This is a genomic window from Mycobacterium sp. PSTR-4-N (genome assembly GCF_022348085.1).
In the GTDB taxonomy this organism is placed as follows: domain Bacteria; phylum Actinomycetota; class Actinomycetes; order Mycobacteriales; family Mycobacteriaceae; genus Mycobacterium.
This window is the reverse complement of the sequence record NZ_JAKRFN010000014.1, coordinates 54,451-79,036: the sequence shown is the minus strand read 5'-3', so window position 1 is coordinate 79,036 and position 24,586 is coordinate 54,451. Positions and strand designations below refer to the sequence as shown.

Here is a 24,586-nt window from a genome sequence, read left to right as displayed (position 1 = left end):
GCCGGCCAGGCGCCCGCCGGAGTCAGGTTTGGCAGGTCGGGCACCAGAACAGGTTGCGCCCTTCGAGCACCTCGGTCCGGATCGACGTCCCGCAGATGCGGCACGGGTCACCGGCCCGGCGGTACACGTAGGTGCGCGGCCGACGCGGCCGGTAAGGAGGAAGGCCGTGGTCGTCCTCGGGTCGGATGGTGATGATGCGGCCCTTGCGCACACCCACGTTCATCAACTCGACGAGGTCGGTCCACGCGTCGTCGAACTCGTTCTCCCCCAGCTTGGTTCCGGGTCGGTGCGGGTCGATGCGGTGGCGGTAGAGCAGCTCGTTGCGGTACACGTTGCCGACTCCGGCGAGCACCGACTGGTCCATCAGCAGCGCGCCGATCACTCTGCGCGACTTGTGGATTCGTGTCCATGCCGTGCTGGGGTCGGCATCCTTGCGCAACGGGTCGGGGCCCAGCCGGGCCAGGATCTCCGAGACCTCTGCTTCGGTCACCACCTCGCAGGCCGTGGGCCCGCGCAGATCGGTGCCTTTTTGGGTGCCGACGATGCGCATCCGCACCTCGCCCACCGGATCGGGGACACCGTCGGTGACGTCGAAGACGTTGAACTTGCCGTACAGGCCGAGGTGAACGTGGACGATGCGGCCGCCGTCGTAGTGGTGGAACAGATGCTTGCCGTAGGCGCTGGCCCTGGTGAAGACCTTGCCGTTGACCGCGTCGGCGCCGTCTATGAAGCGGCCCTGCGGGCTGCTGACCGCGACATGCTGCCCCTTGAACATGCGCTGATGCTGTCGCGCGAGGCGATGAATGGTGTGACCTTCGGGCATCGGACAAGTCTGCGGCACCGTACCCGCGACCACGGCAACCGGCCGGGCGCCGTAATGACTGACGTCGATGCTTGCGCCCGATTCGTCACTTCTTCGGGGGGCTCAGGCTCCCGGCACGGGCGGTGAGACGTGTGTGTTCTCGTACTCGGCGAGGATGTCGATCCGGCGCTGGTGACGCGGCGCTTCCGACCACTTCGCCGCGAGAAACGCGTCGATGATCGCGAGCGCGTCCTCGGTGCTGTGCATACGACCGCCGATGCCCATCACCTGCGCGTTGTTGTGTTCGCGGGCCAGCTGCGCCGTCTCGGTGCTCCACGCGAGCGCACACCGGACGCCCGGCACCTTGTTGGCGGCGATCTGTTCGCCGTTGCCGGAGCCGCCGATCACGATGCCCAGACTGCCGGGGTCGGCGACGGTCTTCTCGGCTGCGGCGATGCAGAACGCCGGGTAGTCGTCCTCGGCGTCGTAGGTGAAGGCGCCACAGTCGACCGGCTCGTGACCGGCCGCCCTCAGGTGCTCGATGACGGCCTGCTTGAGCTCGTATCCGGCATGGTCGGCGCCGAGGTAGACACGCATGGCCGATACCCTACTTCCTCCGGACTTCACCCCGCCCAAACGTCGGGTTGGGCGCGAAAAGCCCCTGATATCGCGCCCGAATGTCGGGTTGGGCGGGTTTCGAGGCGCGGTGTGGAACCTCAGCCGATGGTGATCGCGTCGAGCCGTTCTTTGATGAAGTCCGACGTCGTGACCGGCGTCAGTCCCGCAACCCGGCCGACGGGCGGCGCGAGCGGGCTCACCACCGCGTCGTGATTGGCCTCGTAGAAGTAGATCAGCGACACGAGATCCTCTTCCGGAGCGTGCGGCTGCGGCGGCAGCACGCGGTGCCGGCCCGACGGCCATCGCCGGCCGCTCCAGTACTCGAGCAAATCCCCGATGTTGACGGTCAGCGCCGCCGGATCATAGGGCGCGTCCTCCCAGCCGGCCTCCTCGCTGAACACCTGCAGCCCGCCGGCGCCCGGCTCGCGATCGAGGATCGTCACGGTGCCGAAGTCGGTGTGCGGGCCGATGCGGAACTGGCCCGGCTCAGGGTCGCCGACCACGCTGACGGGCGGATAGTGGTTGATGTTCATGGTCCACGTCGGCATGCTCGCCAGCTCGGCAAAAGGGTTGACCGGCAACTGAAGTGCATGGGCGAACAACGCCAGCAGATCGTCGGCGACGCGGCGCATCTGCCCGGTGTACTCGTCGACCAACCGATGCAGTTCTGGGGTCTCCGACGGCCAGACGTTGGGCGCGAACCAGATTCGATCGACGTCCGGGTCGCCGGTGGCGGTCTCGGCGCCCAGACTGAAACTCTCCTTCAGATCCGGCGGGGTTTCGGTGCCCTCGGCGTAACCGTTGGCCTCCGCTCCCGGGCCGATCCACCCGTGCCCGCCGACCGGTACCGCGTAGCGGCCCTTCACCGGCGCAGGCAACGCGAAGAACTCGCGGGCCGCAGCGCGCACACCGGCGGCCAGCTGCGCGTCGACGCCATGCCCGGTCACCAGGATGAAACCCGCCCGCTGCAGACCCTCGTCCACCTCCGCGGCCACCGCGTCGGCGTCCGCGCCACCCTGGCGCCACCGCGAAAGATCAACGCTTGCAATCACACTCACTCTCCGATGTCCTCCGCCCACAGTTCGGGGTGCGCCGCGATGAAGTCCGTCATCATCGTCTTGCACCGCTCGTCATCGAGCACGGTGACCTGCACGCCGTGCTCGGCCAGCCAGTCGTGCCCACCGGTGAACGTCGCGCTCTCCCCGACCACCACGGCACCGATGTTGAACTGCCGCACCAGCCCGCTGCAGTACCAGCACGGCGACAGCGTGGTCACCATGGTCGTCGTGGCGTAACCGCGCTGACGGCCCGCGTTGCGGAACGCGTCTGTCTCGGCGTGAATCGACGGATCGTCGCGCTGCACCCGTTGGTTGTGTCCGCGGCCGAGCACCGTGCCGTCGGCGGCGAACAACGCCGCCCCGATGGGTATCCCGCCTTCCGCCAACCCTTTTCGTGCTTCCTCGACCGCCACGTCGAGCATGGCGTCCAGCATGTCCTGCGGTGGTGTCACGGCGTGGGGGTGGCGATCGTTTTCCGGCACAGCACCCAGTATGCGGCCCAGGCGAGGACGAAACCGACGAAGAAGGTGATGTCGCCGAGCTGCGGGACCGCGGCCGCCACCACGCCGACGAGCTTCTCCTGGTTGGCGAAGAGCACCACCGAAGCCACCAGGCCGATCAGGAACGCCGCCAGCCCACCCCAGTTCGTGTAGGAGCGGTCATAGAGCAGATGCGCGACGGGCCGACCGCGGCGCAGGTACTGATCGGCGAAGACGACCCCGAGCCACGGACCCACCCAGTACGCGATGATCAGCAGGAACGCCTCGTAGCTGTGCGCGGCGTCGGGCAGCGCCCACCACGCCACCAGGAAGCCGGCCACGCCGAAGAACACCGTCACCAACGCGCGGGCGACATGCGCGGGCAGGGTGATACCGGTCGAGACGAATGCCATCGCGCCGGAGTACACGTTGATGGCGTTGGCCGCGATCGCACCGACCGCGATCGCCAACAGTGTTGCTTTGGCCAGCGGCGAGGCCAGCTCGGCGGTGAACGAGCCGGTGGGGTCGGCCAGCGAGGCCTCGCCCGTCGTCACCGACGCGGCGCCCACCACCTCCAGAACCACGCAGGCGGTGAAAAGCCCAGCGGCGGCGAAGAATCCGGTGCGCGGACCGGACACCGTCGCCGGCAGGTACCTGGTGAAGTCCGCGGCATACGGCGTCCACCCGGCCGCATAGCCGAACGACGTTCCCACCGTGAGCAGGAAGCCGCCCAGGCCGCCCACCCCCTCGGCGGCCGGTGCGGCGTTCCCGATGTCGGCGTGGGCGAAGATCGCCACCGAGGCCGCGAGGAACACCACCGCGAGCACCGGGAACGAGTACCGCTCGAACGCCTGCACCAGGTTGTGGCCGAAGAACGCCAGCGCGGTCTGCGCCGCCACGATGATCACCAGGCCCAGCAGCGGCCCGATACCGAACAGCGTGGACAGCGCGAACGCACCGCTGACGCTGTTGGTGGCGAACCAGCCCACCCCCGCGGTGACCGACATCAGCACCGAGGGCACCGCGTTGCCCTTGAAGCCGAACGCCAACCGCCCCAACACCATCTGCGGCACACCGTGCAGCGGACCGCGGGCCGACAGGAAGTAGTGCGCCAGCGCGCCCAGGCCGGTACCCACCACGATGCCGGCGACCGCCTGCCAGAACGTCATCCCGAACGCGAGCACCGCGAGCATGCCGACGAAGATCGTCGCGAACTCCAGGTTCGGCGACGTCCACGTCCAGAACAGTTGGCTCGGCTTCCCGTGCCGGTCGGCCTCGGCGATGTACTCCGTGCCGCCCGGTTCGACGGCGACCACGCGATCCCGGTAGGAGCCGTCGGTGCTGCGTTCGGTGACTGTCACCGATCTACGGTGAGGGCGGCGTCCTCACTGCGCAACCGGAGGCAACCTGTTGGTAACACACGGCACTCAGTCGAAGGAGGGCGCCTCGGTGCGGGAACGCTTGAGCTCCCAGAAGTGCGGGTAGGAGGCGAACGTCACCGAGGCGTCCCACAGCTTTCCGGCCTCTTCACCGCGCGGGATCTTCGACAGCACCGGCCCGAAGAACGCCACCCCGTTGACGTGAATGGTCGGCGTGCCGACGTCGTCACCGACGGCGTCCATGCCCTCGTGGTGGCTCTTGCGCAGCGCCTCGTCATGGGCGTCCGAGTCGGCCGCCTCCGCGAGTTCGGCGGGCAACCCCACCTCGGCGAGCGATTCCGCGATCACCTGGGTGAAGTCCTTGTTGTCCTGGTTGTGGATGCGGGTGCCCATCGCGGTGTACAGCGGTGCGAGCACGTCGGCGCCGTGGGCCTGCTCGGCGGCGATCGCGACACGCACCGGTCCCCAGGCTTTCTTCATCATCTCCTGGTACTCCTCGGGCAGGTCCCTGCCCTCGTTGAGCACGGCGAGGCTCATCACGTGGAAGTTGACGTCGATGTCGCGGACCTTCTCCACCTCGAGAATCCAGCGGGAGGTGATCCAGCACCAGGGGCACAGCGGGTCGAACCAGAAATCGGCGCGGGACTTCTCGGCCATGAGGTCTCCTCTTCGAGTCGGTGTTGACCGGGTCAACCATCTGGACCCGTCCTGTCTTCCCGGGTTGAGACTAGTGTTGACGACCGTGGCCCTTCCTAATCTGACGCGCGACCAAGCTGCCGAACGCGCTGCCCTGATCACCGTCGACAGCTATCGCGTCGCCCTCGATCTGACCGACGGCGGGGGCTCGCCGAGCGAGAAGACATTCCGTTCGGTGACGACCGTGGAATTCGACGCACTCGCCGGTGCCGACACCTACCTCGACCTCGCCGCTGACTCGATCCGCAGCGCGACGCTCAACGGCGAAGAGATCGACGTGTCCGGCTACGACGAGTCGACGGGCATCCCGCTCGTCGGGCTCGCCGCGCACAACGTCGTCGTCGTCGACGCGGACTGCCGCTACTCCAACACCGGCGAGGGGCTGCACCGTTTCGTCGATCCCGTCGATGACGAGGTGTACCTCTATTCGCAGTTCGAGACCGCCGACGCCAAGCGGATGTTCGCCTGCTTCGACCAGCCCGACCTCAAGGCCGACTTCGACATCACCGTCACCGCGCCCGCGCACTGGGAGGTGATCTCCAACGGGGCGACGATCGAGACCACCGACGAGGACGGCGCCAAGAAGCACACGTTCAAGGCCACCCCGCGGATGAGCACCTATCTGGTCGCCTTGATCGCCGGACCCTACGCCCGCTGGGACGACGTGTACACCGACGACCACGGCGACATCCCGCTCGGCATCTTCTGCCGCAAGTCACTCGCCGAGTACATGGACGCCGACCGCCTGTTCACCGAGACCAAACAGGGATTCGGCTTCTACCACAACAACTTCGGCACCCCGTACGCGTTCGGCAAGTACGACCAGCTGTTCGTGCCGGAGTTCAACGCCGGCGCGATGGAGAACGCCGGCGCGGTGACGTTCCTCGAGGACTACGTGTTCCGGTCCAAGGTGACCCGCTACTCCTACGAGCGCCGCGCCGAGACCGTGCTGCACGAGATGGCGCACATGTGGTTCGGCGACCTCGTCACCATGCGGTGGTGGGACGACCTGTGGCTCAACGAGTCCTTCGCGACGTTCGCGTCGGTGCTGTGCCAGGCCGAGGCCACCGAGTACGACCAGGCCTGGACGACGTTCGCCAACGTCGAGAAATCATGGGCGTACCGGCAGGACCAGCTGCCGTCGACGCACCCGGTGGCCGCCGACATCCCCGACCTGCACGCCGTCGAGGTGAACTTCGACGGCATCACCTACGCCAAGGGCGCCAGCGTGCTCAAGCAGCTGGTGGCCTACGTCGGGCTCGACGCGTTCCTCGCAGGCCTGCGGGACTACTTCCGCGACCACGCCTACGGCAATGCGACGTTCAGCGATCTGCTGGGCGCGCTGGAGAAGTCGTCGGGCCGCGATCTGTCCGGTTGGGGACAGCAGTGGCTCAAGACGACCGGATTGAACACGCTGCGGCCCGATTTCGACGTCGACGGCGACGGGACGTTCACCCGTTTCGCGATCGAGCAGGGCGGCGCCAAGCCCGGCGCCGGGGAGACGCGCGTGCACCGGCTCGCGGTGGGGATCTACGACGACGACGCCTCTGGCAAGTTGGTGCGCGTGCACCGCGAGGAGCTCGACGTGGAGGGCTCGACGACCGAGGTACCCGGCCTCACCGGGGTGAAGCGCGGCAAGCTCATCCTCGTCAACGACGACGACTTCACCTACTGCTCGCTGAGGTTGGACCCCGACTCCTTGCAGACGGTGCTGGCCCGCATCGCCGACATCGCCGAACCGCTCCCCCGCACGCTCGCGTGGTCCGCGGCGTGGGAGATGACCCGCGACGCCGAGCTGCGCGCCCGCGACTTCGTCGCCCTGGTGATGAGCGGTCTGCACGCCGAGTCGGAAGTCGGTGTGGCGCAACGTCTCCTGCTGCAGGCGCAGACCGCGCTGGGGTCTTACGCGAATCCGCAGTGGGCCGCGGAGAACGGCTGGCCCGCCTTCGGCGACACCCTGCTGGACCTGGCCCGCGAGTCTGCGCCGGGCTCGGATCACCAGTTGGCGTTCGTCAACGCGCTGTGCTCGTCGGTGCTCGCGCCCAATCACGTCGCGGTGCTCGAGACGCTGCTCGACAACGAGCCCGCCGCGGTGAACCTCGAAGGGCTCGTGGTGGACACCGATCTGCGTTGGCGGGTGGTGACGGCGCTGGCGCGCGCCGGCGTGCTCGACGCCGACGGACCGGATACCCCGAAGATCGACGCCGAAGCCGCGAACGATCCGACCGCAGCGGGCCGGCGTCAGGCCGCTGCCGCCGCGGCGGCGCGTCCGCAGGCGGCGGTCAAGGAGTCGGCGTGGCAGCAGGTGGTCGAGGACGACACGCTGGCCAACATCACCGCACGGGCGATCATCGGCGGCTTCGCCGGCCTCGGGCAGGGTGAGGTGCTGGCACCGTTCCGGGACCGCTACTTCGAGGCGATCTCCGGCGTCTGGGAGCGGCGGTCCAGCGAGGTCGCCCAGACCGTCGTGGTCGGGCTGTACCCGTCATGGGACATCAGCGCCGACGCGCTCGAGGCCGCCGACCGGTTCCTGTCCGATCCCGAGGTGCCGCCCGCGCTGCGCCGGCTGGTGCTGGAAGGTCGGGCCGGGGTCGAGCGGTCGCTGCGCGCCCGCGAGTTCGACGCCCAGTAGCCGCTAGCCCGGCCCCGTACCGCGAGCGCGCGTGTCTGCCCGCGACACGCCGCTCGCGGTCGACAGTCTGCGCGCGCTCGCGGCGCCCGAGCGCGCTTAAGCTCACGCGGTGGCGGTCAGTAACAGTCGCAGGGCCAGAGCGGCGCGCCGGCGCAAGCGGCGCGTCGCGGCCGTCGTCAACGACCTCACCGCCACGCAGTGGACGGCGATCAAGGCGGCCTGGAACGGCTGCGCCTACTGCGGGTCGACGACGGGCACGATGCAGCGGGACTGCGTAATGGCGATCTCGCGCGGCGGCCGCTACACCGTCGACAACGTGGTGCCGGCGTGCGGGCCGTGCAACGCCAGCAAATGCAACGACGAGGTCACCGGCTGGCTGCGCCGCAAGCGCCTGGACGAGCGGTTGTTTCTGGAGCGCTACGTGCGCATCCGGGCCCACCTCCAGGCCCTGAACGCCGAAAGTGCACCCACGGTAGTCGCCGACGCCGGCCTGCTACCGTGAGTGCACTCTCGTGAGAATCAGCGCGGGGACACACCTGCCGACAGCACGCGGATGCCGCTGATCAAGCCGTCGATCAGGTTGCCTTCGCGGAACGACGCGGCAGCCGCGGACACCCCCAGCGGTGCGGCCTCCTCGATGCCCCGGCCCTTGACCTTCGCTCCGTAGACCACCTCGATGGCCCGCTGATTGGGCGAGACGGCCAGCAGAACGGCGTTGTCCGGTGTCGGCACCCGACCCAGGATCGCCCGCGCCGACGCTGCGGTGTCCTCGCCGAGATCGCCGATGTACACCGCGAAGCGCGCCTTGGCCGCGCGCGATCCGAACTTCAGCGCGTTGTCCAGCACCACCAGGTCGCGCGTCGGGAAGGGGTAGTGCACCGACAGCTCGCCGGGCTCGGTGACCCCGGAGATCCGTCCGCTGGCCGTGACGACCGAGCCGTACGGCAGTTCGGCCAGGTCGAGTGCTCCGGCCCGGGTGACCTCACCAGTTGCCACTTGCGCCGCCTCCGATCGTGACGTGCGAACCGTGGCCACCATGTCCTTGGTGGCCGTGATCCGCGGGTTCGTCCGCCGCCCACAGGATGGGCTCGTGGGTCCAGGTCTCCGCGAGGTTGTACGTCGCGGGGTGCGGCCCCTTCTTGCGGTAGATCAACAACGCCAGGATGCCGGCGAGTGCGAGCGGAATCAGCAAGAAGCTCGCGTGCAACAGAGCAGTGTTGTTCACGGCCAAACCGTAACGCACGTGCCGGTCAGGCCGCGCCCTCACCCAGGTATCTGACCCACGCCGGGTCGAGTTCCTTCACGCTGGACAGCAACCGCCAGTGCTGACCCTTCGGCGGCATCGGCGCCGAACGCAGCGTCCAGCCCAGCTCGCTGAGGAGCCGGTCGGCCTTGCGGTGATTGCACGGCGAGCACGCCGCGACACAGTTCTCCCACGAGTGCCCTCCACCGCGGCTGCGTGGGATGACGTGATCGACCGTGTCCGCCTTGGCGCCGCAGTAGGCGCACCGGAACCGGTCGCGGTGCATCAGCGCGGCCCGGGTCATCGGCACCCGCGCCCGATAGGGCACCCGCACGTAGGTGCGCAGCCGGATCACCGACGGGACGACGATCGTGCGACTCGCCGAGTGGATGACCGGCCCCATCGGATCGTCGTGCACCACGTCGGCCTTGCCGCACATCAGCATGACGACCGCCCGCCGCATCGGCAGCGCCGTCAACGGTTCGAACGTCGAGTTGAGCAACAGCACCCGGCGCCGCCCCCAGATCGACGGCTCGGGCATCACAGGGGTCAGAGCGTCGTTACCCGCGGTGAGGCTGTGCAGAGCGCGCGCAGGGGCAGTCGCTGTCGACCCGGTCGAACTCGTCGCGCTCCGGTGGTGCCGGTGGCCGCGACCATTTCTGCGCTGCGCCATACGTCCTCCGCTCGACAGTCCACCACGGATTCTCAGAGATCGCACGACAATTCTGGTCGTGTTCGCTGGTCAGTCCGGTGAACATCTCGTGACCGCGCGCGGAGTGCAGGTAGCGCATTACTCATGCCGGCCGGACCCGATGCCCTCAGACTGGGCCCATGAGCGACGGGGGAACACCCACTTTTCTGCGCTATGGGCCCAGCCTGGCCGCGTTCCCGCCCGGCGAGGACGCCCTGATCTCCCAACTGGTGGCCGACCTGCACCGCAACAACCAGTTCCAGTATCTGAAGAGCCGGTGGTTCGCGAAGTACCGCCGCCACGGCCGCCCGCACGCCATCCGCGATGCGCACGCCAAGAGCTGCGCGGTGTTGTCCGGCGAGCTCACCGTGCACCAGGACCTCGACTCCACCCTGCGGCAGGGCATGTTCGCCGAGCCGGGCGCGACATTCGGTGTGATCGCCCGGATCTCACAGACGTCGGGGGCCATCCGCTCGGATCAGGTGCGCGGCGTGCGCGGCCTCGGATTGAAGATCCTCGGCGTGACGGGACCGAGCGGGGAGCGCGCCGACGCCCGCTTCCCCGACACCAACCAGGACTTCGTGTTCGTCACCGAACCGGCGTTCCTGTTCCGTGACGCCGCCGACTACGCGAAAGCGGGCATGCGCACCGCCCGAGTCCTGACCGCGCTGCCCGATCCCGGGATGTTGGCGATCAACCGCGCCTTGCGGGCGCTGCGCTACGTCCGGAAACAGACCGGGCGTGACCTGCCGCCCAAGTTGCGGGTGTTCGCCGAGGAAAACCATCACCCACTGCGGCAAACGTTCTACACCGCCGCGCCGGTGCGGTTCGGTGACTTCGTGGCAAAGCTGCGAGTGGCACCGACCCCGGCCACCGTTGCCGCCGCCGTCCCGGCGACGATCAGCGACGGTCACTACGACGCCGCGTCACGGGCGGTCGCATCGTATTTCGCGAGCAAATCCGCCGAGTACGAACTGGCGGTGCAGCTGTGCACCGACGAGGTTCGGATGCCCCTCGAAGATGCCACGGTGGAATGGCCGGAGGACGTGTCGCCCTATCGGCCGGTAGCGACGATCCGGTTCCCCGAGCAAACGGGATATGACGAGGTCCTGCGGGATTTCGCCGACGACGCGCTGGCTTTCAACTCCTGGCGCGGGATCGCAGAACACCGTCCCCTGGGGTCGATCAACCGCCTGAAGTTGCGCGTGTACGAGGCGTCGAGCGAATACCGGCATTCGAAGAACGGGGTTGCCCACGTCGAGCCGCGCGACCTCTCGGCATTCCCTCGCACCGCGTCGCCCCCGCTAACCGGCGGTCATTAGCGAGAACTGGCAGTCTCTGCGCACTACACTCCCGAAACATGCCGCATGGTTGGCAGCTGCTCGACCGCCCTGCGGAGTTCGACGCGGTACGGTCCGCGCTGACGGGTGCCGGGTCCTTCGGGGCCGTGCTCGTCGGTGATGCCGGCGTCGGCAAGACGACGCTCGCCCGTCTGGTCACCGAATCGGTGCGCTCCCAAGTGCATTGGGTGGCGTCGACGAAATCGTCGCGCAGCATCCCCCTCGGCGTCTTCGCCCATCTGGTGGGTTCCAGCCCGTCCCGCGACGCGACGGCGCTCCTCGCGTGCGCGCGCGAATCGCTGGTCGCTGCGGGCAACGCCATCGTCGGGGTGGACGACGCGCATCTGCTCGACGAGCTGTCGGCCACGCTGCTGCACCAGCTCGCCGTCGACCAGACCGGCCGGATCCTGGCCACCGTCCGCAGCGGAGAGCCGGTGCCCGACGCCGTGACCTCATTGTGGAAGGACGGTTATCTGCGTCGCATCGAGCTGCAGCCGTTCAGCAAGGCCCAGAGCATCACTCTCGTCGAATCGGTGATCGGCGGGCGGCTCGAGGGGTTGTCGGCCGACCTGATGTGGCGGTCCTCAGGCGGCAACCCGCTGTTCTTGCGCCATCTGGTGGAGGGATCCATCGACGCCGGAACGCTTCGCAGAGTCGACGACGTGTGGCAGCTGCGCGGCCCGACGGCCGTGCCGTCGGGTCTGGTCGCGCTGTTGGAGACACGGCTCGAACACGCCGGTGATGCCGTCATGACGGCGCTGAAGCTGCTCGCGCTGTGCGAACCGCTCGACGCCGATGCGCTCACCGAGCTCGTCGGTGACGTCGCGGTCGACGAGGCCGAGATGCGTGGCCTGATCCGGTTCACCGAGGACGGCGCCACTCTGAACGCCCGGTTCAGCCACCCCCTCGTCGGCGACGTCGTGCGCACCAAGATCGGCCGGGCCGCCGAGCGTCGGCTCAAAGGGCAAGTGGTGCAGATACTGCGGCGCCGCGAGCTCTCCACTGCGGCGAGCCGGATTCGGATGGCCAATCTGTCGATCGACAGCGATCAGGCTGTCGACGTCGACCTGCTCACCGCGGCCGCCAAGGACGCGATCTTCCTCTCCAACCTGCCACTCGGAGAACGCTTGGCGCGCAGCGCATTCGAGCGCACCGGCAGTCTCGCCTCGGGCGCGTTGCTGTCCCGCGCGCTGCTGTGGCAGGGCATGCCCGCAGACGCCGAGGCGATTCTCGCCCAGTTCGCGCCCGACGATCTCGACGAGGTGCAGCTGGTGCAGTGGGGTGTGCCCAGGGTGTCGACGCTGTTCTGGTCCATGGGTGAGGTGGCCAAGGCGCACGAGGTGCTCGCGCTGGTGCGCGAGCGCGTGCACATCCCGATCCTGGCGCTGATCCTGCGCGCCACCGCAGCCGCGATGGCGGTGCACGAGAACAAGATCGCCGACGGCATCGAGGAGGCGCTGGCCGTGCTGGCGGACCCGCAGGCACCCGAGCAGGCCGTCGAGTTCGCCGCGTTCGCCGCCGGATTGGCCATGCCCGTCGCAGGCCGCGGCGACGAGTTCGAGCCGATCGCTGCGCGCTGCCGCGCGGACCAAAAGCCCACCGACGGCATGATCCGCGTGATGGTCCGCTACTGCGACGTGCTCGCCCTGACTCACATGGGCGATCTCGAGACAGCCGCCGAGCGTGCCCTGCGGTACGCCGATTTCTCCTCCGTGGGCCAGTTCCTCGCGTGGGCGATCGCCAAGATCATGGCCGGTGTCGTGGCCACCGCGCGCGGCGATTTCCCCGAGGTGGTGTCCTCCATCGAGCAGGCCCTGGCCGCCTTGTCCGCGGAGAGCCCACTGCCCTGGCAGCTGCCGGGACGGTTGCTGCTGGCCCGCGCCTATGCCGTCCTCGGACGGATCGGCGAGGCCGAGCGCGTCCTCACCGACGCCGCGGAGCATTCCGGTCCGTCGATGGCGCTGCACGAACCGCAGCGGCTGATCTCGCGGTCCTGGTACGCCGCCGCCAAGGGTATGGAGCGCAACGCCGTCGAGCTGGCCCGGGCAGCGGCGGACAACGCCCAACGATCCGGCCAGTTCGCGCTCGAGGCCGAGGCGCTGCACCACGCCACCCGGTTCGGGGATCGCACCACGGCCGGCCGGCTCGCCGAACTCGCCCACGTCGTGCACGGGACCGTGGTCCCGTTGTTCGCCCGCCACGCCGCGGCCGTCGCCGCCGGGGACGCCGCGGAGCTGGACGCGGTCAGCGCCGCATTCGAGCGGGCGGGCCTCATGCTCTCGGCCGCAGACGCCGCCGCGCAGGCCGCGCCGCTGCACGACGCCGCAGGAGATCGCCGGCGCACCACCGAGTCGGGGGCCGCCGCGCTGCGGCTCGCCGAGGCATGTGGCGGCGCGTCCACCCCCGCCATCAAGACCGCGGCCCGCCCGCTGCCGTTGACTCCTCGGGAGCGGGAGATCGCCGAGCTGTTGTCGGCGGGGCTGTCCAACCGCGAGGTGGCGGAGGCGCTGACGCTGTCGGTGCGCACGGTGGAGGGACACGTCTACCGCGCGTGCTTCAAGCTCGACGTCGCCGACCGCGACGAGCTGGCGCGGCTGATCCGGAAGAAGTCCTGACCGACGGCCGTAGGAGGGCATGGCCCACAATGGGCGGTGATGGATCAACAATCGTTCTACGACGCGGTCGGCGGTCACGAGACGTTCCACCGGATCGTGTCACGGTTCTACGAGCAGGTGCGCGACGACGAGATCCTGCGCCCGCTCTATCCCGACGACGAGCTCGAGGCGGCCGAGGAGCGGCTGCTGCTGTTCCTCGAGCAGTACTGGGGTGGTCCGCGCACCTACTCCGATCGGCGGGGCCATCCCCGGCTGCGGATGCGGCATGCGCCGTTCCGGATCGGCTACCTCGAGCGTGATGCCTGGTTGCGCTGCATGCACACCGCCGTCGGCGAGATCGACGCGCAGACCCTCGACGACGAGCATCGCGGCGAACTGCTCGCCTACCTCGAGATGGCCGCCCAGTCGATGGTCAACTCCCCGTTCTGACCCCTTTTTTCCCGGCGAACAGACACGAACTCGAGTGACTCGCCCGGGATTTGCTCGAGTTTGCGTCTCCTCGCCGGCTTCCTGGGGCCCCACGCCGGGGAGACGTCAGTGCAGGACCACGGCCGGGTCGCCGCGACGGCGGTACACCGTGCCGAAGCGGGCGTCGACGCGCAGCCACGTCGCAGTCGCGCGCACCCGCACCACCTCGTCGTCGTTCGCCCGGTCGGGGAGGAAACCCATCGCGGTCAACGCGAACACACACCGCATCGGCACGCCGACCCGGTGATCCCCCGCCGCGACCTCGACGACGTCCTGGTCGAGCAGCGACGTCGGCGGGCCGTGCGCACCGGTGTGCTCGCGGGCCAGCGCCGTACCGCGCTGAGCCAGCGCGAGCACCTCGCCGGCGGGCACGTCGTCCAAGTGCACGAACCCGGTGTCCGGGGGCAGACCACCCCGCCACGCGGAATCCATCGCGAACCCCGGTTCGACGTAGCCGTCGGGTGTCATCGCCGCGAGGCCGCTCAGCAGCGCATCCGCTGCGACGGACAGGTCGGCCGGGCGCACCCGACCCCCGACCGTCCGGCTGGCCAGCACGTCGAACCCAGTGGCCACCCAGGCGGCCACGAGCCCACCGGGACGCTCCCGCAGTCGGACCACCGCGGCCTCGTCGACGCCGCGGGCACGCTCGGTGAACGCCGCGAGGTCGTCCCGATGCGTGGGGTCGAGCCAGAGGCCGCGTTCGCTCATCGGGCCCAGCGGTGCAGATATTCCCGCTGGGTGGCGGAGAGTCGTTGCAGCCGTTGCTCTTCGATGTGCACCGCGGCCAGCTGCGTCTCGGCGATGACGGCGGGTTTGGAATCGGGTGCGGCTCCGACGGAGCGCACCTCGTAGGCGACCGTGAAATCGACCGATCGCACCCGGGTGGTCCACATCGTCACCTGAAGCGGCGAGTCGATCAGCCGCAGCTGCGCCTTGTACGCGATCTTCACGTCGGCGATGAGGAGGCCGATCGTCGTGATGTCCGCCTCGAACGGCTCGCGCAGGAACGGGATTCGCGCCTCCTCGAGGATCGTCACCATCGTCGCGTGGTTGATGTGCTGATACATGTCGATGTCGGACCATCGCACGTGCACCGGCGCCGTGAAGCCCTGCTGCGTCACCTCTCCCGTCATCCCTGAGTCACCCCGACGTTCCCGTTCCGCTCGTCCTGGTCATGCTGCGGATCTGGCGCGCCGCCACCGACAGTGTTGCCAGGTCGTGCTCACCGCTTTCGTACAGCTCGGTCAACGTACGGCGGGCGCGAGTGACCCTGTTGTTGTTGGTCATCTCCCACTCCGCGATCTTCTCCTCGCCGTTCTCCTCGGGCTCGCCGACGGCCAGCACATCGAAGCTCAGCGCGCGCAACGAGCCGTAGATGTCGTCGCGAATCGCCAACCGCGCCAACGAATGCCATCGATCATCGCGCGAGAGCCGGGAGACCGCGGTGAGCAGGCCGTCGGTGCCGAGGTGATCCATCAGCGCGAAGTAGGTGTCCGCCACCTCCGCCGGGTCACGATCGTTGATGTCGGCGATGTCGATGACGTCGAGCAGGCTGAACTGGTAGAGCCCGGTGGCCACCTGGAAGGCCAGCTCCTCGGGCACCCCCTGCGCACTGAACTCCCCCGCCTCTTTCATCACGATCGCCCTGTCGTCGCCGCGCAACCACTCCGACATCCGCGGTGTCAGCGCGGCCACCTTGTCGGCGAACCGATTGATCTCGGCGCCCACCGCCAGCGGCTGCGGCCGGTAGTTCAGCAGCCAGCGTGCCGCGCGGTCGATCAACCGGCGCAGATCGAGTGTCATCCGGTCGGTCACGGCCACCGAGGCGCCGTCCACCCCGGCGGCGCGGATACGCCGCCACACCTCGCCGACATCGAAGATCGCATCGACGGCCACGAAGCTTCGCACCGCGTCGACCGCCGACACCCCGACGTCCTCGGCGACCCGGTAGGCGAACGAGATGCCCGCGGTGTCGACCACGTCGTTGACCAGCATGGTCGTCACGATCTCGCGGCGCAGCTGATGGCTTCGGATCTCGGTGGCGAAGCGATCCCGCAGCGTCGTCGGGAAGTACGACGGCAACCGCGACGCGAACACCTCCTGATCGGGCAGGTCACCGGCGAGCAGATCGTCTTTGAGCGCCAACTTGACGTGGGCCATCAACGTCGCCAATTCCGGTGAGGTGAGCCCGATTCCGGCTTCGGTACGACGCCGGATCTCCTTCTCCGACGGCAGCGCCTCCAACTCGCGATTCAAGCCTCGCTCATCGACGAAGTCCTTGATCATCCGCGCGTGCACCGACAGCATGCTGGCGGCGTTGGCGCGGCTGGTGCCCATCAGATCGTTCTGACTCTCGTTGTCCGCGAGCACGAGTCGGCCCACCTCATCGGTCATCGACAGCAGCAGGTCGGTGCGGTCCTCCGAGGTCACCTTGCCGGCCGTGACCAGCGAATCGATCAAGATCTTGATGTTGACTTCGTGATCGGAGCAATCGACGCCCGCCGAGTTGTCGAGTGCATCGGTGTTGATCCGACCGCCGACCAGATCGAATTCGATACGGCCGAGCGACGTCACACCCAGATTGCCGCCCTCGCCGATCACCTTGGCGCGCACCTGGTTTCCGTTCACGCGCACCGCGTCATTGGCGCGGTCGCCCACGTCGGATTCCGTCTCGGCCTTGACATAGGTACCGATTCCGCCGTTGAACAGCAGATCGGCCGGCGCCTTGAGGATCGCCCGCATCAGGGCCGGCGGCGTCAGCTCGGTGACGCCGTCGTCGATGCCCAGCGCGGCGCGGGCCTCGGCGCTGACCGGTATCGACTTCTGCTCGCGGCTGTAGACGCCGCCACCGGCGCTGATCAGCGAGGCGTCGTAGTCCTCCCACGACGAGCGCGGCAGGTCGAACAGGCGTTTGCGCTCCTGCCACGACCGAGCGGAATCGGGGTCGGGATCGATGAAGATGTGCCGGTGGTCGAACGCGGCGAGCAGCCGGATGTGCTGCGACAGCAGCATTCCGTTGCCGAACACGTCGCCGCTCATGTCCCCCACCCCTACGACGGTGAAGTCCTCGCTCTGGGTGTCGATTCCCATCTCGCGGAAGTGTCGTTTGACCGACTCCCAGGCACCTTTGGCGGTGATGCCCATGGCCTTGTGGTCGTAGCCGACCGAGCCGCCCGAGGCGAATGCGTCGCCCAACCAGAATCCGTAGGACTTCGCGACGTCGTTGGCGATGTCGGAGAACGTGGCGGTCCCCTTGTCGGCGGCGACGACGAGGTAGGCGTCGTCGCCGTCGCGGCGCACCACGCCTTCGGGGGTGATGATCGCGCCCGATGACTTGTCGACGTTGTCGGTCAGATCGAGCAGACCGGCGATGAACAGCCGGTAGCAGGCCACACCCTCCTCGCGGGTGGCGTCACGGTCGACGGCGACATCCCCGGTGGGCGCCGGTGGCCGCTTGACCACGAACCCCCCCTTCGCGCCGACCGGCACGATCACCGCGTTCTTCACCGCCTGCGCCTTCACCAGGCCGAGGATCTCGGTGCGGAAGTCCTCTCGACGATCGGACCAGCGCAACCCACCCCGGGCGACGAACCCGAACCGCAGGTGCACACCTTCGACCCGCGGCGAGTACACGAAGATCTCGAATTTCGGCCGCGGCAGCGGCAATTCGTCGATCAACTCCGGATTCATCTTCAGCGACAACACATTGCGTTCACGCGCCGACCCCGCACGGGTCACGAAGTAGTTCGTGCGCAGCGTCGCCTGGATCATCGAGGCGAACGCCCGTAGCACTCGGTCGGTGTCGAGGCTGACCAGCGCATCGATGTCCGCAGCCACCGCGGCGGCGGCGGCCTGGGCGTCTCGGCGACCCCCGGTTGGGCCTTCGTCGGACGGGCCGGACGGGCCGGACGGGCCGGACGCCGCGGGATTGAACAGCGCCTCGAACAGCTCGACCAGCGAGCGCGCGGTACCGGCGTTGTTGTTCAGCACGTCCTCGATGTGGGACTGGCTGTACGAGAAGCCGGCCTGCTTGAGGTATTTCGCGTAGGCGCGCAGCACCGTGACCTGCTGCCACGTCAGACCGGCCCGCAGCACCAACTCGTTGAACCGGTCGATCTCGCAGTTGCCGTGCCAGATCGCGGTGACGGCGTCGGCGAACCGCTCGGCCGTCGCATCCCGTTCCTCACCCGGCCCCGACATCGGGATGCCGCGATGCGGGGAGACCTTGAACTGATAGATCCACACCGGCAGGCCGTCGGGCCGGGTGACGGTGAAAGGTCGCTCCTCGAGCACCGTCACGCCCATCGACTGCAGCATCGGAAGCAACCGGCTGAGCGAGGCCGACTGGCCGCCGAGGTACCAGATCAGAGTCGAGATGCCGTCGTTGGCGGTGCTCTCGGTCTCGTCGAGCACGAGCTTGACGGAGTTGTCCTCGAGGTCCTCGATGATCTCGATGTCGGCCAGGGCGTGCAGCGGGGCGACCGCCTGCTTGTACACCTCGGGGAACGCCCCGGCGTAATGCTCGGCGATGGTCTGGTCGATCGACGCGGTGCGCACCGCACCGAGCATGCGGTCGGCCCAGGTGCGCGCGGCCTCGGTGAGCAGATCCTGGATGCGCGATTCGTTCTCGTCGGAGACGTCGACGTCCTGGAATCGCGACCCCTCGGGCAGGCGGACGGTGAAATGCACCAACGCCCAGGGTGATTCGCTGACGCGCGCGGCGTAGTCGATGCTGATCCCGCCGAGTTCGCGGACCAGGATGTCCTGCATCTCCAGGCGCACGGCGGTGGTGTAGCGATCACGCGGCAGATACACCAGGCACGACACGAAGTGGGCGAGCGGATCGGCTCGCATGAACAGCAGGGTGCGCCGTCGCGAGCCGAGATCGACGACGGCCATCGCCATGTCGAGCAGGGCACGCGCGGACAGCGCGAACAGTTCCGAACGAGGGATGGTCTGGATGATGTCGAGCAGCAACTGGCCCGGGTGGCCGGGATCGCGGTGGGCCATCGCGAGCGCATCGTTGACGCGGCGCGAGACCAACGGGATCTCGAGCACATTGGCGTTCATCGCAGCGACGGTGAACAGCCCGACGAACCGATGCTCGATGGCAGAGCCGTCACCGCCGTCACCGGGTTGCTCACGCACGACCACGATCTGCGGGTAGGCGCCGTAGCGCAGGAAGCTCGGGATCGTCGCCTGCGCCAACGCGAGCAGTTCGTCTTTGTTCGTCAGCTGGGGCAGCACGTCCTGGCGCAGCCGCAGCACGCCGAGGCGGCTGGCGGCGTCGACGGTGGCCTGGCCGTCGTTCACGGGGCAGCGCTGATAGCCGAGCAGCACGAAGTGACCGTCGGCGAGCCAGCGCAGCAGCGCCGCCACATCTCTGCGGTCGGCGCTGGGAAAGCGCCGACCGCCATCGCTGTCGAGTTCGGCGGCCAGCCCGCGCAGCGCCGCACCCATGCTCTGTGAATCGAGCGCCACCTGGCGCGCGTCGGCGACCACACGGGGCAGCAACCGTTCTGCCTCGGCCAGCGCCCGCCGGTCCACGGCACTGGAGAGCTGCACGTGAACCCACGTTTCGTCGACGCCGTCACCGAACGTCGCCTCCGAGGACGGCACGATGTCGAGGAGTTCACCGCCGGCCCCGCGACGCACCCGGAAGACCGGATTCATGATCGCCTTGTAGGCGACCCCGACGCGGTGCAGCAGCACGGTCACCGAATCCATCAGCATGGGCGCGTTGTCGGTGATGACCTGCAGCGCGGGACCCACCCCGCCGGGATCGTCGGCACCGTGGACGGCGACCAGCGTGGCTCCGGCGGACCGCTGGCGTCCCAGTCGGTACTGGGCCTCCACCATGGCGGCCCAGCCGTCCGACGGGCGACGCAGCGGACCGGTGACCGCGCCCTCCGAGCCGGGGGCACCGCCGTGGGGCCCGCGATAGGTCTGCAGGTACGCAGGGATCAGACGATCAATCACCTCAGGGGTCAGGTCCTTCTCCGTCGCCCCGATCGCACCGGGATTCAACGACATCCGCCGCTCCTCCAGTCACACGCCGCGCACCGGCCGCCGTTGGCTGCAACCGGCCGCAGGCGCGATCGGTCACGTGGTCCGCACGACGAGACTATCCCCGTGTCAGCTTGCGGTGGGTGACCCTGTGCGGACGGGCTGCCTCGGCGCCGAGCCGCTCGACCTTGTTCTCCTCGTAGCCACCGAAGTTGCCCTCGAACCAGAACCATTTGGCCTCGTTGTCGGTGTCCCCCTCCCACGCCAGGATGTGCGTGCAGGTGCGGTCCAGGAACCAGCGGTCGTGGGAGATGACCACGGCGCACCCGGGGAACTGCTGCAGCGCGTTCTCCAGCGAGCTCAGCGTTTCCACGTCGAGGTCGTTGGTGGGCTCGTCGAGCAGGATCAGGTTGCCGCCCTCTTTCAGGGTCAGCGCCAGATTGAGCCGGTTGCGCTCACCGCCGGAGAGTACGCCTGCCGGCTTCTGCTGGTCGGGGCCCTTGAAGCCGAACGCCGACACATACGCGCGCGACGGGATCTCGTTCTGCCCGACCTCGATGTAGTCCAGGCCGTCGGAGACCACTTCCCACACCGTCTTCTTCGGGTCGATGCCGGCGCGGCTCTGGTCGACGTAGCTCAGCTTGACGGTCTCACCGATCTTGACGGTCCCGCTGTCGGGCTGCTCGAGTCCGACGATCGTTTTGAACAGCGTGGTCTTGCCGACGCCGTTGGGGCCGATCACTCCGACGATGCCGTTGCGCGGCAATGTGAACGACAGGTCCTTGATCAGCTGCCTGCCCTCGAAGCCCTTGTCGAGGTGCTCCACCTCGACCACGACGTTGCCCAGCCGCGGGCCGGTGGGGATCTGGATCTCCTCGAAGTCGAGCTTGCGGGTCTTCTCGGCCTCGGCCACCATCTCCTCGTAGCGGGTCAGACGGGCCTTGCTCTTGGCCTGCCGGGCCTTGGCACCCGAGCGCACCCACTCGAGTTCGTCCTTGAGCCGCTTCTGCAGCTTGGCGTCCTTGCGGCCCTGCACGGCGATGCGCTCGGCCTTCTTCTCCAGGTACGTGGAGTAGTTGCCCTCGTACGGGTAGGCGCGGCCACGGTCGAGCTCGAGGATCCACTCGGCGACGTTGTCGAGGAAGTACCGGTCGTGTGTGACGGCCAGGATCGCGCCCTTGTATTCGGCGAGGTGCTGTTCGAGCCACAGCACGCTCTCCGCGTCGAGGTGGTTGGTCGGCTCGTCGAGCAGCAGCAGGTCGGGCTTGGACAGCAGCAGCTTGCACAGCGCGACGCGGCGCTTCTCACCACCGGACAGGTGGGTCACGGGCTCGTCGGCGGGCGGGCAGCGCAGGGCGTCCATCGCCTGCTCGAGCTGGCTGTCGATGTCCCACGCGTCCGCGGCGTCGAGCTCCTCCTGCAGCGCGCCCATCTCTTCCATGAGCTCGTCGGTGTAGTCGGTCGCCATCAGTTCGGCGACCTCGTTGTACCGGTTGAGCTTCGCCTTGATCGCCACGCCCTCTTCCACGTTCTCGCGAACCGTCTTGGTCTCGTCGAGCTGGGGCTCCTGCATCAGGATGCCGACGGTGGCGCCCGGCGCCAGGAACGCGTCGCCGTTGTTGGGTTGGTCCAAACCGGCCATGATCCGCAAGACGCTCGACTTACCGGCCCCGTTGGGGCCGACGACGCCGATCTTCGCGCCCGGAAGGAAATTCAGGGTGACGTCGTCAAGGATGACCTTGTCGCCGTGCGCCTTGCGGACCTTCCGCATCGTGTAGATGAATTCGGCCATGCCTCTGATATCGCCTTTCTCGGGTCTTCGCGATCTGCGAGAGTCCGGGCCCATCCTAGGCGCGGCCGTGATTGCGGGTGAGGGCGGCGGCGCCCGGCGCTACGCGGTGAGCGCCAGTCCGTCGCCATCGTCGGCGCTCGGCTCGGCAGATGATCCGGTCTCGGTGTCGGAACTGTTTTCCGGGCCGGCGTCGGCGGGTTCGGAGTGGCGACGCTTGTCGATGCGGGCGATGCACCGCGCCAGGTCCGGCCCCACCGATGTGGCCCTGATCTCCAGCGAGGACCGACGGTTGCCGTCGCGGTCCTCGTATTCGCTGGTGTACAGATTGCCAACAACGATCACCGCGTCTCCCTTCCCCAGGCCCGCGCCGACGCCGGTGACCAGGCGCCCCCAGCAGTTGACCGTCGCGTAGAGCGAGTTACCCGGCTCCCAGGTGCCGTCGGTGGTGCGCCGCCGGGAATTGCTCGCGACGCGGAACTTGAACAGCTCCTGGTCGCCGACCCAGCGACGCTCCGGGTTGGTGACGATCGTGCCGACGACGGTGATCGGTGTTTCGAACATGGCGGTTCTCCTTCTCGAGGCTGCGGCGCGGGCACAGCACCTGCGCCGTCGATGACACAGCCATTGACCGCCACGGCACCGACAGCCCGGCCGCGCGACAGTCGAGCGCACGGACAACCTGTGGATGAAACGGGCTCTGGGGACAGCCCCGAGCGACGTACGCCGGATCAGCTGTCGGCGCGGTCGCGCCGGGCCAGTTCGGCCAGCATCGCGTTGTACGCGGCCAGGTCCGCGTCTTCATCGCGGTCGGCGGCGCGGTCGAGCCGGCGCGCGGTCCTGTCGTCGCTGCGACTCCACTGCACGAACAGCGCGATCAACACCACCACGAGCGGCACCTCGCCCGCCGCCCACGCGATGGCCCCGCCCAGCTTCTGATCGGCGATCAGATCGGTGTTCCACGGCAACGCGAGCGAGCGGTAGAAAGCGCCGCCCATCGCGGTGTCGGTGCCCATCAGCACCACGCCGAAGAACGCGTGCAGCGGGAGCGAGGCGAACACCACCGCGAGCTTGGCGATCGGGGGCAGCGGCCGCGGCGTCGGATCGACACCGATCACCACCCAGTAGAACAGGTAGCCGCTGAGCAGAAAGTGCACGTTCATCGCGAGATGCGCGGCGTGGCTGCCGGCCACCGCGTCGAAGATGCCGCCGAAGTACAGCCCGTAGAAGCCGACGATGAACAGCGCGGTCGCGACCACGGGGTTGGTCAGCAGCCGCGACACCCGCGAATGCAGGGCCGCCAGCAGCCACTCCCGCGGGCCCGGCGCGGCATCCCGTCCCGCCGTCGGCAAGGCACGCAGCGCCAATGTGACGGGTGCGCCGAGCACCAGCAGGATCGGCACCATCATCGACAACATCATGTGCGCGATCATGTGCATGCTGAACATCGCGGGCATGTACCGGCCGAGGCCCGACGAGGTCGTGAACAGCAGCAACAGGCAGCCGAGCAACCAGGCCACGACGCGGCCCGCCGGCCACGCGTCCCCCCGGCGCCGCAAGCGCCGGTACCCGGCCAGATAGACCGCGGCGAACACCAGCGCGGCGGTCCCGAACACGAGGTCGAACCGCCAGTCGAACAGCAACCGGCCCACGGTCGGCGGGCCGGCCAGGTCGTAGCCGATCTCGACCGCCGGGATGGACAGGTTCGTCTGCACCGGTGGCGGCGGCGGAGTGCGGCCCAGAGCGACGGCCACCCCGAAGGTCAGGCCGAAGACCACCGCTTCGATCAGAGCCAGCCGGATCAGCGCGCCCCGCGCCGGCGGATCGGCGGCCAGGGCGGCGATCCCGCGGCGCCGCTGCTGCCAACCGAGGATTCCCAGGGTCACGAGTGCGAGCAGTTTGGCGATCACCAACCAGCCGTACCGGGTGTGGATCAGGTCCTCGGGCCGCACCCGCACCAGCGCGTTGATGATTCCGCTGAGCGCCATCGCGACGAAGCACCACAGCGCCACGGTCGAGAACCGCCGCGCCGCCAGGTGGTCGTTCCAACCGGAGCCGCCACGCAACGCGTGCACCAGTAGCGCCAGGAGCCCCCCGGCCCACACCGCACCCGCGATGAGGTGAACCAGGAGGCTGTTGGTCGCGATGTCGTGAGATCCGCCCGAGGACGAATGCCCGGTCAGCGCCAGCGGCAACAGGGTCACCAGGGAGCCGGCGAACAGCACCGGTGTCCACGACCATCGCAGCACCGGAATGCTCACCACCGTCACGACGGCAGCGAACAATGCGGTCCATCGCCACGCGCCCGCGATGTCGATCAGGTCGGCGACGGACCAGATGTCGGCCGGACTCAGCCGCGTCATCAACGGCTGACCGCTGACGTCGGACACGGTCAGCGGCACCATCAGCACCGCGCACACCGTCCAGAACCCCGCCGCCGCGGTCCCGATCCGCAACGCCCGGTAGCCGTCCACATCGAGAACCCCGGTGGACTGCGGCGGCACCAAAAACGCCGCGAACAGGAAGGATCCGGTAGCGACCACCGCGGCGATCTCGCCGGCAGCCTTGACGAACGGCAACCCGTACGTGGTGACCGCACCCGGGTCGGGCAGGCCCGTGGCGGTCAGCGCCTCGGCCAGCGACAGCGCCGACAGCGCCGCCGCAGTCAGGCCTGCCAGCACCGCGACGCCGTAGAGCAGCGGCCACACCGAGGCACTACGCACCCGCGCGGGCGCGGCAGAGCCGGTGAGTGTCATGCCTCAAGCGTATG

At 68.6% G+C, this 24,586-nt stretch carries 20 protein-coding genes; 5 read left to right on the top strand and 15 right to left on the bottom strand.

Annotation, left to right across the window (positions count from 1 at the left end; genetic code table 11):
- Positions 1–22 precede the first annotated feature (22 nt).
- The 6 genes from MHN84_RS18605 to MHN84_RS18580 form a co-directional block, all read right to left on the bottom strand.
- Positions 23–823 (bottom strand): Fpg/Nei family DNA glycosylase, encoded by an 801-nt coding sequence (locus tag MHN84_RS18605; protein ID WP_241205983.1) that lies wholly within the window; start codon positions 821–823, stop codon positions 23–25.
- Positions 824–925: 102 nt separating this feature from the next.
- The gene (locus MHN84_RS18600) at positions 926–1,399 is read right to left on the bottom strand and encodes a ribose-5-phosphate isomerase (protein ID WP_241205982.1); all 474 of its coding nucleotides are present in this window, start codon (positions 1,397–1,399) and stop codon (positions 926–928) included.
- Positions 1,400–1,518: 119 nt separating this feature from the next.
- On the bottom strand, positions 1,519–2,478 hold the full coding sequence (locus MHN84_RS18595) for an isopenicillin N synthase family oxygenase (protein WP_241205981.1): 960 nt from the start codon (positions 2,476–2,478) through the stop codon (positions 1,519–1,521).
- Positions 2,475–2,912 (bottom strand): nucleoside deaminase, encoded by a 438-nt coding sequence (locus MHN84_RS18590; RefSeq protein ID WP_241206039.1) that lies wholly within the window; start codon positions 2,910–2,912, stop codon positions 2,475–2,477. The genes MHN84_RS18595 and MHN84_RS18590 overlap by 4 nt, the downstream gene beginning before the upstream one ends.
- A gap of 14 nt (positions 2,913–2,926) precedes the next feature.
- Complete coding sequence (locus MHN84_RS18585; RefSeq protein WP_241205980.1) at positions 2,927–4,318, bottom strand: cytosine permease; 1,392 nt, start codon at positions 4,316–4,318, stop codon at positions 2,927–2,929.
- A gap of 66 nt (positions 4,319–4,384) precedes the next feature.
- Entirely contained in the window at positions 4,385–4,993 is a 609-nt protein-coding gene (locus tag MHN84_RS18580; protein WP_241205979.1) for a DsbA family protein, read from the bottom strand.
- Between the two features lie 85 nt (positions 4,994–5,078).
- Between MHN84_RS18580 and pepN the strand changes: the two genes are divergently transcribed.
- On the top strand, positions 5,079–7,664 hold the full coding sequence (pepN, locus tag MHN84_RS18575; protein ID WP_241205978.1) for an aminopeptidase N: 2,586 nt from the start codon (positions 5,079–5,081) through the stop codon (positions 7,662–7,664).
- A gap of 109 nt (positions 7,665–7,773) precedes the next feature.
- Entirely contained in the window at positions 7,774–8,166 is a 393-nt protein-coding gene (locus MHN84_RS18570; RefSeq protein WP_241205977.1) for an HNH endonuclease, read from the top strand.
- 17 nt (positions 8,167–8,183) lie between these two features.
- Here MHN84_RS18570 and MHN84_RS18565 read toward each other — a convergent pair whose 3' ends face one another.
- From MHN84_RS18565 to MHN84_RS18555, 3 genes are read right to left on the bottom strand one after another with little or no spacing between them, the layout of a single operon-like run.
- Complete coding sequence (locus tag MHN84_RS18565; protein ID WP_241205976.1) at positions 8,184–8,660, bottom strand: DUF5130 domain-containing protein; 477 nt, start codon at positions 8,658–8,660, stop codon at positions 8,184–8,186.
- Positions 8,647–8,889 (bottom strand): hypothetical protein, encoded by a 243-nt coding sequence (locus tag MHN84_RS18560; protein ID WP_241205975.1) that lies wholly within the window; start codon positions 8,887–8,889, stop codon positions 8,647–8,649. The genes MHN84_RS18565 and MHN84_RS18560 overlap by 14 nt, the downstream gene beginning before the upstream one ends.
- Before the next feature lie 25 nt (positions 8,890–8,914).
- The gene (locus tag MHN84_RS18555; protein ID WP_374238387.1) at positions 8,915–9,448 is read right to left on the bottom strand and encodes an HNH endonuclease; all 534 of its coding nucleotides are present in this window, start codon (positions 9,446–9,448) and stop codon (positions 8,915–8,917) included.
- Positions 9,449–9,738: 290 nt separating this feature from the next.
- Between MHN84_RS18555 and MHN84_RS18550 the strand changes: the two genes are divergently transcribed.
- From MHN84_RS18550 to MHN84_RS18540, 3 genes are read left to right on the top strand one after another with little or no spacing between them, the layout of a single operon-like run.
- Positions 9,739–10,920 (top strand): catalase family protein, encoded by a 1,182-nt coding sequence (locus tag MHN84_RS18550; RefSeq protein ID WP_241205973.1) that lies wholly within the window; start codon positions 9,739–9,741, stop codon positions 10,918–10,920.
- A 38-nt stretch (positions 10,921–10,958) separates the two neighbouring features.
- A complete protein-coding gene (locus MHN84_RS18545) occupies positions 10,959–13,553 on the top strand; it encodes a LuxR family transcriptional regulator (protein ID WP_241205972.1) in 2,595 nt (864 codons plus the stop codon).
- Between the two features lie 39 nt (positions 13,554–13,592).
- Positions 13,593–13,982, top strand: coding sequence for a globin (locus MHN84_RS18540; protein WP_241205971.1), 390 nt, complete (start codon positions 13,593–13,595; stop codon positions 13,980–13,982).
- Between the two features lie 105 nt (positions 13,983–14,087).
- Here MHN84_RS18540 and MHN84_RS18535 read toward each other — a convergent pair whose 3' ends face one another.
- The 6 genes from MHN84_RS18535 to MHN84_RS18510 form a co-directional block, all read right to left on the bottom strand.
- Positions 14,088–14,729, bottom strand: coding sequence for a hypothetical protein (locus tag MHN84_RS18535; RefSeq protein WP_374238386.1), 642 nt, complete (start codon positions 14,727–14,729; stop codon positions 14,088–14,090).
- Positions 14,726–15,154, bottom strand: coding sequence for a thioesterase family protein (locus tag MHN84_RS18530; RefSeq protein WP_241205970.1), 429 nt, complete (start codon positions 15,152–15,154; stop codon positions 14,726–14,728). The genes MHN84_RS18535 and MHN84_RS18530 overlap by 4 nt, the downstream gene beginning before the upstream one ends.
- A 7-nt stretch (positions 15,155–15,161) precedes the next feature.
- Entirely contained in the window at positions 15,162–20,054 is a 4,893-nt protein-coding gene (locus MHN84_RS18525) for an NAD-glutamate dehydrogenase (RefSeq protein WP_241205969.1), read from the bottom strand.
- 91 nt (positions 20,055–20,145) lie between these two features.
- Entirely contained in the window at positions 20,146–21,819 is a 1,674-nt protein-coding gene (gene ettA / locus MHN84_RS18520) for an energy-dependent translational throttle protein EttA (protein ID WP_241205968.1), read from the bottom strand.
- Positions 21,820–21,918: 99 nt separating this feature from the next.
- Positions 21,919–22,380, bottom strand: a complete 462-nt coding sequence (locus MHN84_RS18515) for a single-stranded DNA-binding protein (RefSeq protein ID WP_241205967.1) — start codon at positions 22,378–22,380, stop codon at positions 21,919–21,921.
- Positions 22,381–22,547: 167 nt separating this feature from the next.
- Positions 22,548–24,572: a cytochrome c oxidase assembly protein gene (locus MHN84_RS18510; protein WP_241205966.1), complete on the bottom strand. Its 2,025-nt coding sequence runs from the start codon at positions 24,570–24,572 to the stop codon at positions 22,548–22,550.
- Positions 24,573–24,586: the final 14 nt, after the last annotated feature.

Excerpts from the sequence above, each read along its gene's own strand:
- MHN84_RS18580 (WP_241205979.1), bottom strand. The coding sequence starts at position 4,993 with ATGGCCGAGAAGTCCCGCGCCGATTTCTGGTTCGACCCGCTGTGCCCC.
- MHN84_RS18515 (WP_241205967.1), bottom strand. The coding sequence starts at position 22,380 with ATGTTCGAAACACCGATCACCGTCGTCGGCACGATCGTCACCAACCCG.
- MHN84_RS18535 (WP_374238386.1), bottom strand. The coding sequence starts at position 14,729 with ATGAGCGAACGCGGCCTCTGGCTCGACCCCACGCATCGGGACGACCTC.
- MHN84_RS18530 (WP_241205970.1), bottom strand. The coding sequence starts at position 15,154 with ATGACGGGAGAGGTGACGCAGCAGGGCTTCACGGCGCCGGTGCACGTG.
- ettA (WP_241205968.1), bottom strand. The coding sequence starts at position 21,819 with ATGGCCGAATTCATCTACACGATGCGGAAGGTCCGCAAGGCGCACGGC.
- MHN84_RS18545 (WP_241205972.1), top strand. The coding sequence starts at position 10,959 with ATGCCGCATGGTTGGCAGCTGCTCGACCGCCCTGCGGAGTTCGACGCG.
- MHN84_RS18600 (WP_241205982.1), bottom strand. The coding sequence starts at position 1,399 with ATGCGTGTCTACCTCGGCGCCGACCATGCCGGATACGAGCTCAAGCAG.
- MHN84_RS18555 (WP_374238387.1), bottom strand. The coding sequence starts at position 9,448 with ATGCCCGAGCCGTCGATCTGGGGGCGGCGCCGGGTGCTGTTGCTCAAC.
- MHN84_RS18550 (WP_241205973.1), top strand. The coding sequence starts at position 9,739 with ATGAGCGACGGGGGAACACCCACTTTTCTGCGCTATGGGCCCAGCCTG.
- MHN84_RS18605 (WP_241205983.1), bottom strand. The coding sequence starts at position 823 with ATGCCCGAAGGTCACACCATTCATCGCCTCGCGCGACAGCATCAGCGC.
- MHN84_RS18540 (WP_241205971.1), top strand. The coding sequence starts at position 13,593 with ATGGATCAACAATCGTTCTACGACGCGGTCGGCGGTCACGAGACGTTC.
- MHN84_RS18525 (WP_241205969.1), bottom strand. The coding sequence starts at position 20,054 with ATGTCGTTGAATCCCGGTGCGATCGGGGCGACGGAGAAGGACCTGACC.
- MHN84_RS18590 (WP_241206039.1), bottom strand. The coding sequence starts at position 2,912 with ATGCTGGACGCCATGCTCGACGTGGCGGTCGAGGAAGCACGAAAAGGG.
- MHN84_RS18510 (WP_241205966.1), bottom strand. The coding sequence starts at position 24,572 with ATGACACTCACCGGCTCTGCCGCGCCCGCGCGGGTGCGTAGTGCCTCG.